At 71.1% G+C, this 13,497-nt stretch carries 14 protein-coding genes; 9 read left to right on the top strand and 5 right to left on the bottom strand.

Annotated features, from left to right (window positions below; genetic code table 11):
• Nucleotides 1-37: 37 nt before the first annotated feature.
• The 3 genes from ACZ7FF_RS05725 (at nucleotide 38) to ACZ7FF_RS05715 (ending at nucleotide 2,700) form a co-directional block, all read left to right on the top strand.
• A complete protein-coding gene (locus ACZ7FF_RS05725; RefSeq protein ID WP_470809787.1) occupies nucleotides 38-970 on the top strand; it encodes an MBL fold metallo-hydrolase in 933 nt (310 codons plus the stop codon).
• A gap of 142 nt (nucleotides 971-1,112) precedes the next feature.
• The gene (locus ACZ7FF_RS05720; protein ID WP_053923779.1) at nucleotides 1,113-1,322 is read left to right on the top strand and encodes a hypothetical protein; all 210 of its coding nucleotides are present in this window, start codon (nucleotides 1,113-1,115) and stop codon (nucleotides 1,320-1,322) included.
• Nucleotides 1,309-2,700, top strand: coding sequence for an amidase (locus ACZ7FF_RS05715; protein ID WP_470809786.1), 1,392 nt, complete (start codon nucleotides 1,309-1,311; stop codon nucleotides 2,698-2,700). Before ACZ7FF_RS05720 ends, ACZ7FF_RS05715 begins: the two co-directional genes overlap by 14 nt.
• Before the next feature lie 81 nt (nucleotides 2,701-2,781).
• Here the strand turns inward: ACZ7FF_RS05715 and ACZ7FF_RS05710 are convergent, their stop codons facing one another.
• Nucleotides 2,782-4,254: an FAD-dependent monooxygenase gene (locus ACZ7FF_RS05710; RefSeq protein ID WP_470809785.1), complete on the bottom strand. Its 1,473-nt coding sequence runs from the start codon at nucleotides 4,252-4,254 to the stop codon at nucleotides 2,782-2,784.
• Nucleotides 4,255-4,355: 101 nt separating this feature from the next.
• Nucleotides 4,356-4,748, bottom strand: coding sequence for a nuclear transport factor 2 family protein (locus ACZ7FF_RS05705; protein WP_470809784.1), 393 nt, complete (start codon nucleotides 4,746-4,748; stop codon nucleotides 4,356-4,358).
• A 118-nt stretch (nucleotides 4,749-4,866) separates the two neighbouring features.
• On the opposite strand from ACZ7FF_RS05705, the gene ACZ7FF_RS05700 reads away from it, so the two are divergent.
• Both ACZ7FF_RS05700 and ACZ7FF_RS05695 read left to right on the top strand, forming a co-directional pair.
• Nucleotides 4,867-5,322: a MarR family winged helix-turn-helix transcriptional regulator gene (locus ACZ7FF_RS05700; RefSeq protein WP_470809783.1), complete on the top strand. Its 456-nt coding sequence runs from the start codon at nucleotides 4,867-4,869 to the stop codon at nucleotides 5,320-5,322.
• Nucleotides 5,323-5,641: 319 nt separating this feature from the next.
• Complete coding sequence (locus ACZ7FF_RS05695) at nucleotides 5,642-6,325, top strand: lysozyme family protein (RefSeq protein WP_470809782.1); 684 nt, start codon at nucleotides 5,642-5,644, stop codon at nucleotides 6,323-6,325.
• Between the two features lie 559 nt (nucleotides 6,326-6,884).
• On the opposite strand, the gene ACZ7FF_RS05690 is transcribed toward ACZ7FF_RS05695, so the two are convergent.
• Nucleotides 6,885-7,625 carry a hypothetical protein gene (locus tag ACZ7FF_RS05690; RefSeq protein WP_470809781.1) on the bottom strand — a complete coding sequence of 247 codons (741 nt, stop codon included), beginning with the start codon at nucleotides 7,623-7,625 and terminating at the stop codon, nucleotides 6,885-6,887.
• Between the two features lie 300 nt (nucleotides 7,626-7,925).
• Between ACZ7FF_RS05690 and ACZ7FF_RS05685 the strand changes: the two genes are divergently transcribed.
• The gene (locus tag ACZ7FF_RS05685; RefSeq protein ID WP_470810577.1) at nucleotides 7,926-8,171 is read left to right on the top strand and encodes a GNAT family N-acetyltransferase; all 246 of its coding nucleotides are present in this window, start codon (nucleotides 7,926-7,928) and stop codon (nucleotides 8,169-8,171) included.
• Here the strand turns inward: ACZ7FF_RS05685 and ACZ7FF_RS05680 are convergent.
• Nucleotides 8,155-8,376, bottom strand: a complete 222-nt coding sequence (locus ACZ7FF_RS05680; RefSeq protein WP_470809780.1) for a hypothetical protein — start codon at nucleotides 8,374-8,376, stop codon at nucleotides 8,155-8,157. The genes ACZ7FF_RS05685 and ACZ7FF_RS05680 overlap by 17 nt on opposite strands.
• A gap of 330 nt (nucleotides 8,377-8,706) precedes the next feature.
• On the opposite strand from ACZ7FF_RS05680, the gene ACZ7FF_RS05675 reads away from it, so the two are divergent.
• Complete coding sequence (locus ACZ7FF_RS05675; protein ID WP_470809779.1) at nucleotides 8,707-9,921, top strand: FAD-dependent oxidoreductase; 1,215 nt, start codon at nucleotides 8,707-8,709, stop codon at nucleotides 9,919-9,921.
• Between the two features lie 689 nt (nucleotides 9,922-10,610).
• Here ACZ7FF_RS05675 and ACZ7FF_RS05670 read toward each other — a convergent pair.
• On the bottom strand, nucleotides 10,611-11,597 hold the full coding sequence (locus ACZ7FF_RS05670; protein ID WP_470810575.1) for an L-threonylcarbamoyladenylate synthase: 987 nt from the start codon (nucleotides 11,595-11,597) through the stop codon (nucleotides 10,611-10,613).
• A gap of 54 nt (nucleotides 11,598-11,651) precedes the next feature.
• On the opposite strand from ACZ7FF_RS05670, the gene ACZ7FF_RS05665 reads away from it, so the two are divergent.
• Nucleotides 11,652-11,873 (top strand): hypothetical protein, encoded by a 222-nt coding sequence (locus tag ACZ7FF_RS05665; protein WP_470810616.1) that lies wholly within the window; start codon nucleotides 11,652-11,654, stop codon nucleotides 11,871-11,873.
• 285 nt (nucleotides 11,874-12,158) lie between these two features.
• Entirely contained in the window at nucleotides 12,159-13,283 is a 1,125-nt protein-coding gene (locus tag ACZ7FF_RS05660) for an AI-2E family transporter (protein ID WP_470809778.1), read from the top strand.
• Nucleotides 13,284-13,497 lie beyond the last annotated feature (214 nt).

The raw sequence follows: 13,497 nt of genomic DNA, 5'->3' as shown, positions 1-13,497 counted from the left end.
CACCGCACCGCCTCGCGCCATCCGAAAGGACCCACCCATGAGCACCGCCACGCCCCGTCCGGCCACTTCACTCACAAGCGCGGAATGGAGCCTCGGCGACATCGCCGTACGCCGAGTCGACGAGATCGAACTGCCGCGCCAGACCGGGCCCTGGCTCCTGCCGGACGCCACCAGGCAGGTGCTGGACGAGGCATCGTGGCTGCGCCCGGACTTCGCCGACGCCGACGTCCCCCGCCTGGCGAGCCACAGCTTCGCGGTAGAGGCGGGCGGGCTGCGGATCGTTGTGGACACCGGCATCGGCAACGCCAAGCCGCGCGCCAACCCGGCCTGGAACGGCCTCGACACCGACTTCCCGCAGCGCCTGGCGGCGGCCGGCTTCCCGCCCGAATCCGTGGACCTGGTGATCAACACGCACCTGCACACCGACCACGTCGGCTGGAACACCCGCCTCGCCGGTGAGGACTGGGCTCCCACCTTCCCCAACGCCCGCTACCTCACCAGCCGCACCGAATGGGACCACTGGGCCGCCGCGGACCTGGACGAGGCCCGCCGCCAGATGTTCCGCGACTCCGTCACCCCCGTCCGGGACGGCGGGCAGTACGATCTCGTGGACGTGCCCGCGCAAGGGTACGAGGTGGCGCCGGGCGTCTTCCTGACCCCCGCGCCGGGCCACACCCCGGGGCAGGTCGCCGTGGAACTGCGCGGCAGCGACCGCCGCGCCCTGATCAGCGGCGACAGCATCCACCACCCCGTGCAGCTGTCCCACCCCCACGTGCACAGCTGCGTCGACATCGACCCCGCCCAGGCGATCCGCACCCGCGCCCGGCTGCTCGACGCCTTGGCCGACACCGACGCGCTGCTCCTGGGCACGCACTTCCCGCGACCCACGGCGGGCACCGTCCGCCGGGAGAACGGCCGCTACCGGCTGCTCACCGAGCACGGCGTCCAGGTCCCGGCCACCGCGGCCTGACCGCGCGATCGGCCCGGCTCGGCCGCTCCCGCACAGACCACCGAGCCGCCGCAGCGTCTGCGGCTGTGCCCAAAGCGAATCCTTGGCCTTTGGGGCGTCGGTCACTCCGTCGCTCCAGCCTCCACCGAGAGCGAGAACATCCATGTCCGCCGTCGAACTCACACCGCCGGAGGCCGCCCGCTGGGCCGCCCGCGCCGGACTCGTGCTGCCCGCCGAGCGCCACGCCGCGGTCGCCGCGGTCGCCAACCACATCCACAGCGTCGTCGCGGTCCTGCGCGAGCTGGACTTCGCGGACGTCCCGCCGGCCGCCGCCTATCGCGCCGGAGAGGAGAAGCACGATGCAGCCGTATGAGCTGTCGCTCGCCGCCGCCGCGGACGCGATACGTGCCCGGCGACTGTCCCCCGTCGAACTGGTCGACTCCGTCCTCGATCGCATCGAGGAGACGGAACCGCACCTCGGGGCCTACGTCACGGTCACCGCGGAGCACGCGCGCCGGGCGGCGGGCGAAGCCGAACACGAAGTGGCCCAAGGCCGTTACCGGGGACCGCTGCACGGCATCCCGACGGGGCTCAAGGATTTGATCGATGTCAGCGGGATGGCCACCACGGCCAGCTCCCGGGTCCGCGCCGACCATCGCGCGACAGCGGACAGCACGGTCGCCGCGCGTCTGAGCGCGGCCGGCGCGATCCTGCTCGGCAAGACCCACACCCATGAGTTCGCGTTCGGCCTGACCACCCCGCAGACCCGCAACGCCTGGGACCGCAGCCGGGTCGCCGGTGGCTCCAGCGGCGGCTCCGCGGTCGCCGTCGCCTCGGGCACCGCGACCTTCGCCCTGGGTACCGACACCGGCGGGTCGATCCGGGTGCCCGCCGCGCTCAACGGGGTCGTCGGCCTCAAGCCGACCTACGGTCTCGTCCCCCGTCACGGCGTCACCTCCCTGTCCTGGTCGCTGGACCACGTCGGTCCGGTCACCCGCACCGTCGAGGACGCGGCCCTGGTCCTGACCGCGCTGGCCGGACACGATCCGCGCGACCCCGCCTCGCTGTCCGTTCCCGTCGTGGACTACCAGCCCGGTGCCGGCACGGACCTGACGGGGCTGCGCGTCGGCCTGCCGCGCACCTACTACTTCGACGACGTCCACCCGCAGGTGGAGACCGCCGTCCGGCACGCCATCGGGCAGCTGGAAGCACTGGGCGCACGGCTCGTCGAGGTCGACATCCCGATGACCCGGTACATCCAGGCCACCCAGTGGGGCTTGATGGTGCCGGAGGCCGGCGCCTACCACGAGGCCAGCCTGCGAACGGCCCCCGAGCTGTACCAGGAGGACGTCCGCATCCTCCTGGAGGCAAGCGAGTTGATGAGCGCCGGTGACTACGTACGAGCCCAACGCTCCCGCACGCTCATGCGCGCCGAGTGGGCCCGGATGCTGGAGGAGGTCGACGTGATCGCCGCCCCGAGCGTCCCGATGCCCGCGGTCGGGGCCGACGAGGAGACGGTCACCTGGCCCGGCGGCACGGTCGAGGGCGTCTCCGATGCCTACGTGCGCCTCTCCGCCCCCGCCAACATCACCGGAGTGCCCGCTCTGACCGTTCCCGTCGGCCACGACTCGGCGGGCATGCCGATCGGCATGCAGCTGCTCGGCCGGCCCCTCGGTGAGCCGGCGCTCCTGCGGGTCGGCCACGCCTACGAGCAGACGCAGCCCGCACGGACACTCGCCGCGGCGGCCTGATCTCCGCCGCGCGTTGATCCGGCCTGATGCGTGAGCCAGGGCTGCTGAGAGAGGCCAGCGGGTGGGCCCACCGGGCGGCGTTCAGCGGCACAGGGTGCGCAGGGCGGTGAGGCAGTCCGCGGCCCGGCGCTGCGCGTCGGTGTCGGTGCCGGCCCAGGCGATCCGGGCGTCCGGCCGGATGAGGACGGCGGTGACGTCCCGCCAGATCGGGTGCGCGGCCTCGGCGTCGACGGCTGCTGCGCGCTGCTCCAGGCCGTCCGCGGGGCACGGTGTCCGCGTACCGCCGAGGTCCAGCAGTAGTGGCCGGCCGTGGTGCATCAACGGATGGGCGGTGGGTACGCCGGCTGTGTCCAGGGCGAGGCCGGCCAGTCGGGTGCCGTTCAGCGGGTGCGCGCCGGGGTAGGTGTCGGCGGGGAACGGGTCGTCGAATCCGGCGATCCGGCGGGCCCACCGGCGGTTGGTCCGCGGTTCGGCGAGCGCGGCGGACCAGACCTCGCGCAGCGCGATCTGCTCCGGGCTCGCCGCCGCGAACAGGGCGAGTTGCGCGCGGGTGTTGTCGATGACGGCGCGGGCGGCCGGCCGGCGCTCCGTGGCGTAGCTGTCGAGCAGTCCGTCGGGCGCCCGCCCCTGGAGGGTGGCGGCCAGCTTCCAGCCCAGATTGGTGGCGTCCTGGATGCCCAGGTTCATGCCCTGCCCGCCGGCCGGGAAGAACATGTGCGCCGCGTCGCCGGCCACCAGCACCCGCCCGGCCCGGTACCGCGCGGCCTGGCGGGTGGCGTTGCCGTAGCGCGAGAGCCATCGGGGGTTGCGGATGCCCAGGTGCCGTCCCAGCAGCGTGCGGGTCTGCTCGCGCACCTCCTCCAGGGTCAGTGGTTCGCCGGTGCCGTGATGCATGGTGGCCGTGGAGAGGCCCGCCAGTCGGTGGACGCCGTCGCCGATCGGGACCGCCAGGAACGAGCCGGCGCGCGAGGTGGCGGCGAGGGGCGCGGCGGGCGGATCGTCGAGTTCGACGTCGGCGAGCCACCCGGTCAGGGTGGTGTCCTGACCGGGGAAGTCGATGCCGGCCGCCCGGCGCACCGCGCTGCGGGTGCCGTCGCAGCCCACCACCCAGCGGGCCCGCACGATCCGATGGGTGCCGTCGGCCCGGAGCACCACCTCGACGGCGTCCGGGTCCTGGGTGAGCGAGACGACCTCCTGCCCGCGCAGCACGCGGGCGCCCACGGCGACGGCGTGCTCCTCCAGGAGCTGTTCGGTGACGGACTGACCGAGCGCCAGCATGAAGGGGTGCACCGCCCCGACCGCGGAGAAGTCCAGCCGGGTGGTCGCCGCGCCGAAGTGGCCGGTCGGCACCGGGGTGCCGCGTTCGATGAACCGCTCCGCGAGGCCGCGGCTGGCGAAGGTGTCCAGCGTGCCGGCCTGCATGCCGACCGCGCGCGACCGTCCGTCCGGTGCCGCCCGGCGTTCCACGACGGTCACGTCCACCCCGTGCAGGCGCAACTCCGCGGCGAGCCAGAGCCCGACGGGGCCGGCCCCGGCGATGAGCACGTCGAGCACGACAACCACTTCCTCTCGCTTTTCGGATGACGCGCCATGACGGCGGCGCGCCGATGTGCCGGTACGGGGGCGGCCCTGGCACGTCAGGTGGGCGATGTGGCTCAGCGGGCGCTGCCGAGGTTCCGGTCGGCGTCGGCGCCTTCGAGCATGAGCGTGGTCTCCTCGATGCGGCGGAAGCGGCCGTCGGGGGCGAACTCGGCGAAGAGGTAGACCTCCATGCGGACGGTGGAGCCGTCGGTCTTGATGACCTCCATCGTGTGGCGGTCGGCGTAGCGGTCGCCGGACGAGAGTTCGTCGTGCACCTTGATCGAGCCGTCGGCGACGACCGTGCGCAGGTGGGCGATGTGGGCGAGGAACTCGGTGCGGTCCGCCCAGCTTCCGTCGGTGCGCTGGCGGTAGTCGGGGGCGAAGTGCCGGTCGGCGGCCTCGTCGAGGTCGAGGCCCGGGGTGAGGAGCAGGTCGGTCAGGGCGGCGTGGACGTCGGTGCGGTGCATGCGGATTCCTTCGGTCGGGTGCGGGAGTGGCCCGCGGCGCGTCGGTCGGAGATGCGTGCCTGAAGCACGCTTATCACCGTACAGGAAAAGCGTGCGCCGCGCACGCTAATCTGGAGGGGTGAAGAACTCGACGGGACACGACATCGCCGATGCACTGGGCCTGCTCCTGCGGCGGAGCACTCGCGCCGGCCTCTACGCCCGGCTGACCGAGGGGCTGGGGGAAGCGGTCGACGACCTCACGTACCCGGTCCTCAGCGGCCTGGCCCGGACCGGGGCGTGCAGCGCCGCCGACCTGGGCCGTGAGATCGGGCTGGACCGCACCACCGTGACCCGTCGGGCCGACCGACTGGAGCGGGCCGGCCTGCTCCGGCGCCAGCCCGACCCGGCCGACGGCCGCGCCACCCTCCTCGCGCTCACCGAGCAGGGTGACGACGTCGTGTCGGTCACCAGGCAGCGACTGGCGGCCGGCATCGAGTCCTCGCTCGCCACCTGGCCCCAGGAGGACGTCCAGGCCTTCGCACGCCAGCTGCGCCGCTTCGTCGACGAGGGCCCGTTCGCGGCCGACCGCCCCTGACGGCCACCGGCGCACCGGGACCGGCCGATCCGGCGCGTAAGCTCGGCCAGGCAGCACGGCGTCGACAAGTCCGTCCAGCGCGCCGAGCGATCAAGGAACGCCCGGCCCGCCCGCTGTCGTCGCCCCCTCAACTCCTTGTCAGGTCAGGGGGCTCCGCGCCGCGAGGGAGACGGCAGTCCAACTGAATCGGTTCATTCGCTCGGTGCGGTGGTGCTGCTCGTGCGCGGGCCGTCCGGCTGCGTCGGCGTCGTCTCACGTCAGTCTTAGATCTCCTGCTGTAACAAGGGCGCTGGCCGACGAAGGATGCAGGAGGGCAGCCATGTCCGGTTCGGGAGCACCGAGGCGCAGGCGGTGGCTGCCTTTGGTGGTCCTGGCTTTGGCGCTCTACGCCATCGCCCGTGCCGTCGGCCTGCCGCGCGGCGACGCCACGCCCCCTCCAGTCAAAGCGTCGCCCACGAGGCCAACCTCGGGGGGCAGCTCGTCCGTTCCCTCCCCGTCGACGTCGACCGACACTGCGTACGACCCCGCCGACTACGCTTCCCAGGTTCGCGCCCGAGCCCGTCAGGCGGGCGTCAGCGCACAGCTGGTGATGGCGATCCTCTACAACGAGTCGTACAAACCGCACGATCCGGCCTTCGAGCGTGCCTGGCAGAAGTACAAGCCCGACGCCGCCTTCGGCATCGCCAACATGCACCGGGCCACCTTCGACGAGGTCAAGCGTGGTCGGGACTTCGCCGACCACCGCTGGGAGGACCTGCCCGACGATCGCGATCTGGCGATCGAGGCGGAAGCCTGGTACCTGCGCGATCTGGCAACCCAACTGCCGCCCCGTTGGCCGGCTTCGTACACGAAGAACGACCTCTTGGCGCTCGGATACAACACCGGTGCGGGCAACATGCTCGCCTTCGCCCGCGGCACGACGCCGGGCAGCCAAGCCCGGTCGTACCTGGACCAGCTGCATGCGAACTGGGCGAAGGCGAGCAAGGCCGTCGACGCAGGATGAAACCTCCATGCTGCCTCGGAAGGGGAGAGCGGCAGGTTCCTCCAAGGGTTGGTTGGGACAGCGATTGATTGCGCGGTTGCGCAATCAATCGCTGTCGGCGAGGGTAAGACCCCGTGACCAGGGGAGGAAGGCGTCCATGCCACGCGGTGACATTCGGCGAGTACGTGAGGCGAACCTGCGGCTGGGTGCCGCCTTAGCCGAACTCGAAGGGCTTTATGCGGCGTTATTGAGAGCCGGCTCCCCCGAGCGGCGCTCGGAGTTGCGGGCGGAGCTGGCGCGGGCCGCCGGCCATCTCGCCGCTGTGGCGGCCGTGCGGACGGATCCGCCACCGCGCCGCGCCAGTCAGCGCACGCGCAGGGGAAGACGGCGAGCCCTTGCGGAACGTGGCGCCGCGTGGATCATGGCGAGGTACGGAAGGGGCCACCGCTGAGGTCGTCCAGGTCCGAGCGGGTGCAGGGGCGCCGAGCCGGCCGTCCCTGCGGTACCAAACCTGTGCGATGGGCAAGGACTTGCTGGAGGCCCGACTTGATGACCTCGACCTTCCACGCGTGCCTCCGACTCAGTGTTCGGCGGCGGCCCGGAATTCCCGGGTCAGGGTGGCCGTCTGCTGGACGTCGAGGCCACTGGTCACGTTGGCTACGAGGCCGCCGACGGTCGCGGAGTCGGCCCACCCGCACACCAGTTGGGCGCTGTTGCTTCCGCATCTCATCTTCCCGCCGGCCGAGCCAGGATTGAAATTCTTGGCGTCGGTCATGCGCGCCCCAGCCATGAAATTGACGCTCTCGTAGTCGGCGGAGTGCTGGACGAGTTCCTTCGCGAGCTGAGGATCGGTGGTGCTGGAGGAACTGAGGACCACTATCACGGGCCGAGTGGGCTCGCCCGCGGGGGTGTAGAAGACGACGTTGTGGTATCTAGGCGTCTTCGCGGCCGTTCGGGCGCTGAGTCGGTCTGCTTGCGTGCCGGTCATCAGCTGGTAACTGCCAAGGCTGGTCGGCGCGGTGATGGTCAGATTCGTAGGTCCCTTGGATGCGGCGCTGCCGTAGTCGCCGGACTGGCGGATCCGGGGCACTGCCACCGCCAGAGCTGTCGCGACGATGGCCACGGTGCCGATGACGACTCGACGGGTTCGCTTCCGCGCGAGCTGGGCCGTGGCCTCCGGCTCCCCGGGGATCGGTCGGGGCTGACGCCACTTGCGGGTCGTCGTCCAGAGGATGACGAGGGCGATGGCAGCCAGGATGAACGGGGCAAGGACCCGACCCGCCTGGTACGCATCGGAATGAGTGTCGACACCGGCAAACATGGATCGAAAGCCTAAGGCCTACATGGCCATGTCCATGACGTTGTTCACTTCTGGCAGCGCTCCGCGCGCAACCGCAGATCCCAGCGGGGCCTCAGGCGCTTCCCGAGGTCAGCCACCCCTCCCGCGTGGGCGACGCGCGAGGCGTGGGTCTGCTTCAGCTGCTCAATCTCCGTACGCAGCACAGCCAGCTCAGCTTCATGAACTCATGATCGCATTCTGTGATCCAGAATGACGGGATGGTCACGCTTGAGACTCCCCGTTTGATCCTGCGTCGCTGGCGCGAGGAAGACATGCTGGCGCCTGGAACGTTCCCACTGGGGGCAGGGCTTGGCCACCGAGGCCGCTGCGGCCGCTGTTCGGTTCGGGTTCGAAGAGCGAGGGCTGGAGCGGATCGTCAGCATCGCTCAAGTGGGCAACGACGCCTCCGAACGGATCATGACCAAACTGGGGATGCGTCCGGTCCGTGAGACCGTCAATCCCTCGTGCGGTCGGCGAATCCGGGTGTTCGCGTTGTCGTCGGACCAGTACGTCACGACCACTGATTGATGGCGGCAACGAGGACGGCGGCCTCGTCGCGGACCGCGGGTTTGTCGTATCTGGTGGCCACGGCTCGATGTCTCTTGAAGCGATTGGTGCCGCACTCGACCGTGTGCCGGGCCTGCGACGGCGCGGCCGGGCCGATCGCGGTGTCGAACGGAGCGCTGAAGCCGTGGAGGGAGTCGACCGCGGTGCCGGTCGCCGTGGCAGTCACCGATGAATTTCGCCCGAGTGGTCCGCCGAGACTGTCACTCCTCCGCCCTGGCAGGTACGTGAGCGGACGGCGGAGCTGCTTTCGGGACAGCCGGGTGGTTCGACCAGATTCTGGTCAAGGTGTGTCAAATCCACGAGTCTCCTTCGTTCATTGGGGCAGACTCAGGCGCGGAGGGGGAACGTGCGGTCGGCTGTCGGCCAGCCGTGGCGTCCCGAGGTGTCGTCCTGCCCTGGGGAGGGCGGGCGGCCGATCGGTGGGGGAAACATGACGCAGTCGCTTCCTGGGCAGCGGCCTGCCCGCGAGCGAGTGACCGCCCGTGGTGGGCTTCCGGTGGCGGTGGTCGGCGCGGGTCCGTACGGGCTGTCGGTCGCCGCGCATCTGCGGGCCGCCGGGCTACCGGTGCGGATCTACGGTGAGGTGATGGGCAGTTGGCGGCACGCCATGGCCACCGGCATGTTCCTCAAGTCCACTCCCGATGCGACGGATCTGTCGGCCCCCGAGCCTGGCGGGCGACTGGCGGACTTCCGGCGCCTGCACGGCGAGCCGGAGCTGACCGAGCTCACACCGATCCCTTGCGACGTGTTCGTGCGCTACGGCCAGTGGTTCCAGAAGCGCTACGTCGGCGAGGTCGACCCGGCCCGCGTGCTCCGCGTCGACCGGGCGGCGGACGGTGGCCCTTTCGTCCTTCGGCTGGACGACGGGCAGGAGATCGCCGCGGGAGCCGTCGTGGTGGCCACCGGCTTGAACGGGCTGGCCCACGTGCCGGCCGAACTGCTGCGCCTGGCTCCCGAGGGCCCAGGCGCCGGTTTCCTGGTGTCGCACACCAGCCAGCACAGCAACCTGTCCCGGTACGCCGGGCAGCGGATCGCGGTGGTCGGGGGCGGTCAGTCCGCTCTGGAGAGCGCGGCGCTGCTCCACGAGTCCGGAGCCGAGGTGCAGGTCCTGGTGAGGGAGCAGCGGGTGCTGTGGGGGAGGCACCCGGCCCTGAACAGGTCCCTGCTGCGGCGGCTGACGCAGCCCGCCTCGCCGCTGGGCACCGGCTGGGCACTCGCGGCGGTCTGCCGGGCGCCGGGCGGCGTACGGCGGTTGCCGGCCGCGGCTCGCCTGCTGCTGTTCCGCCGGGCGCTGGGGCCCTCTGGCGGCTGGTGGCTGCGCGACCGCGTCGAGGGCATCGTACCCGTGCGCACCTCGTGCCGAGTCACCCGTGCCGAGGCAGTCGAGGCCGGGGCCCGCCTGGAACTTGCCGGACAGGGCAGCGTGCTGGAGACACTGACCGTCGATCACGTGCTGGCCGCCACCGGCTACCGCCTCGACATAGGCGCCATCTCCTTCCTGGCGCCCGAGATACGCCGGGACGTCGTATGTGTTTCCGGCTCCAAAGCGCCCCGGCTGACAGACCAGTTCGAATCCTCCGTCCCAGGTCTCTACTTCACCGGCTCGTTGGCCGCCCCCATGTTCGGGCCGATGATGCGCTTCGTCGCCGGAACCGAGTTCGCGGCCACCCGCATCACTCGCGACGCCGTGCGGCGGGCGGAACGGAACTGACTGCTCATCGGACAGCGGTGCGCACTGCCATGCCGACGGAGACCAAGCAGAGGCTGGGGATGGGCCGTTCGGCGTCGGGTGCCGGCACCTCGTACCACGTCGTGGGTCGCCATCCGGACACCGGATTCGAGCCAGGTGCTGTTGCGTGCACCGTATGGGTGACCTCAGGCTGGCACAGCAACCAGCAGAGCACGTAGCCGTGACGCGGCACCCGGACGGCAAAGGCGACGTCGCCACCGCCGACGCCGCAGCCCAACAGGGGCTACTTCCAGATCGAGCTCATCGCTTCGCAGGGGTCCGGCGCAAGCCGGCTCGGTGGGAGGGTGTCGGGCAGCCCCAGTAACTGCCCGGCGGCCCCTTCCAGCCGGGCCCGCAGCGCGCGGGCCGCCTCGTCGCTGCCGTACGACCGTCCGGTGGCGGCGACGCGCGCGCGATGCGGCCGTGCGCTGCCCGCACCGTGTTGTTCACCCTGCCCGACCATGTAGTCCCCAACGACGCACGCCGGTGGGAGGGATGTCCGCCGAACGGATGATCCAGCCCGGCCGCGTGCCTGGTAGGACGCGAGTCTGCCTGTCACGGCAGGCCAGGGGGCAGCTTGCCGGTCGGGGACCACCACGCGCAGGTGTTCGCGCCCGCTCATCGAAGGCCGGGCACGTCGCCGGTGAGATCCGCGGTGGAGGAGGTTTCGGTCACGCGGAGGGCCGGGGCCCCGCGGCGCGGCGCAGCCGGTTGGCGATCGCCAGCCCCAGGCCCTCTTGCACCGGCAAGGACGCGATGATGAGGTCGCAACCCCGCTGATCGAGTTCGCGCAGGTACCCGTACAACCCGCGCGCGTAGTCGCCCATGGAAACGGGGACCCCCACCACTGCGTGCGCCTTCAGCGGGGCGCCGGAGAAGGCGGGGGGAAGGAAGACGCCCACCCGGTGCCCTTGCTCCTGCGCGATCTCTGCTTCGGCAACGACCTTCTCCGGCTCGACGAGGACGACCCGCGCCTTGGGCGCGTAGTGGGACGGATGCTGTCCGGGCACCCGCACACGGCTCGTCGAGGGGACCGCAACCGGGCATCCGAGCACCGCTTCGAGGTCCTCGCGCGTCACCCCGCCCGGCCGAAGGACGCTCGGGGCATCGCCCGTGACGTCGACGATGGTCGACTCGACGCCGACCTGGCAGGCGCCGCCGTCCAGCACAAAGTCGACGGCATCACCAAACTCCGCGCGGACGTGGTCGGCCGTTGTGGGACTGACAGAGCCGAAGCGGTTGGCGGACGGGGCCGCGATCCCGCCGCCGAAGGCCGACAGCAGCGCGAGGGCGACGGGATGGTCGGGCACTCGCACGGCCACCGTCTCCAGGCCACCCGTCGCTTCGAGTGGCACCCGGCGACCGCGCCGCAGGACCAGCGTGAGTGGTCCCGGCCAGAAGCGTTCGGCCAGCAGGCGCGCCGCCGCGGGCACGTCCTCGACCCAGTCGCCCAGCTGCTCCGCACTGCCGATGTGGACGATCAGAGGGTGAGAGGGCGGGCGGCCTTTGGCCTCGAAGATACGTGCAACGGCAGCGGGGTCCTCGGCATTGGCGCCCAGACCGTAGACCGTTTCGGTCGGAAGGGCCACCAGGCCGCCGGCGCGGAGCACACCGGCCGCCTTCTCCATGTCACCACTACTTGCTTTCACCCGCGCAATCCTAGGCCGCGGGCGGTGTCCAGATGGTCCATGCCGCCCTCCAGGAGATGGGCCATGCCCGCCACCGCCGTGCGTCCCTCGGCAACGTGTTGGGCCGATGGGGAGCGCCCCCGCAGCCTCGCGGTCAACGCCCGCGCCGGGGCCGACCCCGCCCAACAGGCTCACCAGGCCCTCCCCGACCACGGCCGCCGATCCTCCGCCACCGGCCGGCTGCGGCGTATCGCCCTCGGCACCGCAGCCGTCACCGACTCCTGCTACCGCCGCCTGCAAGGCTAGGCCACCGTGTTCTGACGTGGCCACGCACAGGGCGGCGCCTGGCCCGGTACCCGTGTCCCCGACGAGTTCATGCTGTGTCGACTGCGCATATGGCGACGAAGAACGGGCCGGACGTGGGTTGATGAGTCTGCGACTGCCGCCTTCGTCGGGAGAACCCATCGTGATCTACGACCCGCTGGACAGGCCAGAAGGATGCCCTGGTGCTGGGTGCCGACACCAGGGATCAAAGCCCCTTCGGGCCGTTGGCCACCGACCATGCCGACGACGCGGGCTGGAGGTGCGCGAATGAGTTCACAGCAGCCGGCTCGCGGCGACGGCCGCGCGGGCGGTACGCAAGGACCTTCCTCCGGGGCGGGCGGCTCGCACACCGGCAAAGGCAGGGCAGGCCGGGACAGTCGATGGTTCCGCATCGGCTTCTGGCTCGGCCTGGGCGCCACGACGGCCTGGCTGGCCCTGCACACCGTGCTCCAGATCAGCCAGCTTCTGACGCTGATCCTTCTGGCGCTGTTCGTCGCGATCGGTCTGGAACCGGTGGTGGCCTGGCTGATCCGGCACCACCTGCGGCGCGGCTGGGCGGTGGCGGTGGTGGTCGCCGCGCTGCTGCTCTTTCTCGCCGGGTTCGCGGCCGTCGTCGAGCCGCCCGTCGCCAAGGAGGTGACCGCGCTGATCAAGGCGGCCCCGACCTGGCTGCAGCAGCTTCACGACCGCCACTCCGCGCTGGGAAGGCTTGAAGACCGCTACCACATCGTCTCCAGAGTCACGCAGGCGCTCAACTCCCAAGGCGCATCCGGCATCGCCGGCGGACTGCTCGGCGCCGGAAAGACCGTCCTGAGCGCGCTGACCTCCCTGGTCATCGTCGTCATCGTGACGCTCTACCTGATGGCGGAACTTCCCGCGATCAAGCGCTTCTGCCTCCGCTTCGTCGCGGCCGGCAAGCGCGGCCACGCTCAGGAGATCACCGATGAGATCCTCAGCCGGACCGGCCGGTTCCTCCTGGGCAACCTCGCCACCTCGGTCATCGCCGGACTCGCCACCTTCGCCTGGTGCTGGGGCCTCGGCGTGCCCTACCCCTCGGCCTTGGGCGTCTTCGTCGCCCTGATGGACCTCATCCCCATCGTGGGATCCACCATCGCCGGCGTCATCGTCAGCCTGGTCGCCCTGTCCGTGTCCCTGCTCATCGCCGGCCTCACCGCCGCCTTCTACACGGCCTTCCGCCTCGCCGAGGACTACCTGATCACACCGAAGGCCATGAAATACGCGGTCGACGTCCACCCCATCGTCACCATCGTCGGTGTCCTGGTCGGCGGCGCACTACTGGGCATCATCGGCGCCCTGGTCGCCATCCCCATCGCAGTCGCGATCGGCATCATCCTCGACGAGTACGTCTTCACCCGCACCGACGCGTCATGACCCGCAACAGTCCGGACAGTGTCAGGAACGGCCCCCGACCGGTAATACGGCACATCACTCGGCCACGGCCTCATCGTGCAACCGCAGCGTGCCCCTCGATCGGCTCAGGCTTCGGGAACTGGCGCGGGCGGAGCACAACACAGTGGGGCAACTCGCCGTCTGCTTCCTTCTCGGCGCGTTCTGCGCCCCAGGTCGGCACGCCGGGCCGATCCAG

This window comes from Streptomyces sp. NPDC037126 (assembly GCF_055605965.1).
The sequence above is the reverse complement of the archived record's forward strand: the minus strand, read 5'-3'. Positions and strand labels throughout refer to the sequence as shown.

Coding starts and splice junctions, on each gene's coding strand:
- ACZ7FF_RS05725 (WP_470809787.1), top strand. CDS start 38: ATGAGCACCGCCACGCCCCGTCCGGCCACTTCACTCACAAGCGCGGAA.
- ACZ7FF_RS05720 (WP_053923779.1), top strand. CDS start 1,113: ATGTCCGCCGTCGAACTCACACCGCCGGAGGCCGCCCGCTGGGCCGCC.
- ACZ7FF_RS05715 (WP_470809786.1), top strand. CDS start 1,309: ATGCAGCCGTATGAGCTGTCGCTCGCCGCCGCCGCGGACGCGATACGT.
- ACZ7FF_RS05705 (WP_470809784.1), bottom strand. CDS start 4,748: ATGCACCGCACCGACGTCCACGCCGCCCTGACCGACCTGCTCCTCACC.
- ACZ7FF_RS05695 (WP_470809782.1), top strand. CDS start 5,642: ATGTCCGGTTCGGGAGCACCGAGGCGCAGGCGGTGGCTGCCTTTGGTG.
- ACZ7FF_RS05690 (WP_470809781.1), bottom strand. CDS start 7,625: ATGTTTGCCGGTGTCGACACTCATTCCGATGCGTACCAGGCGGGTCGG.
- ACZ7FF_RS05665 (WP_470810616.1), top strand. CDS start 11,652: ATGCCCGCCACCGCCGTGCGTCCCTCGGCAACGTGTTGGGCCGATGGG.
- ACZ7FF_RS05660 (WP_470809778.1), top strand. CDS start 12,159: ATGAGTTCACAGCAGCCGGCTCGCGGCGACGGCCGCGCGGGCGGTACG.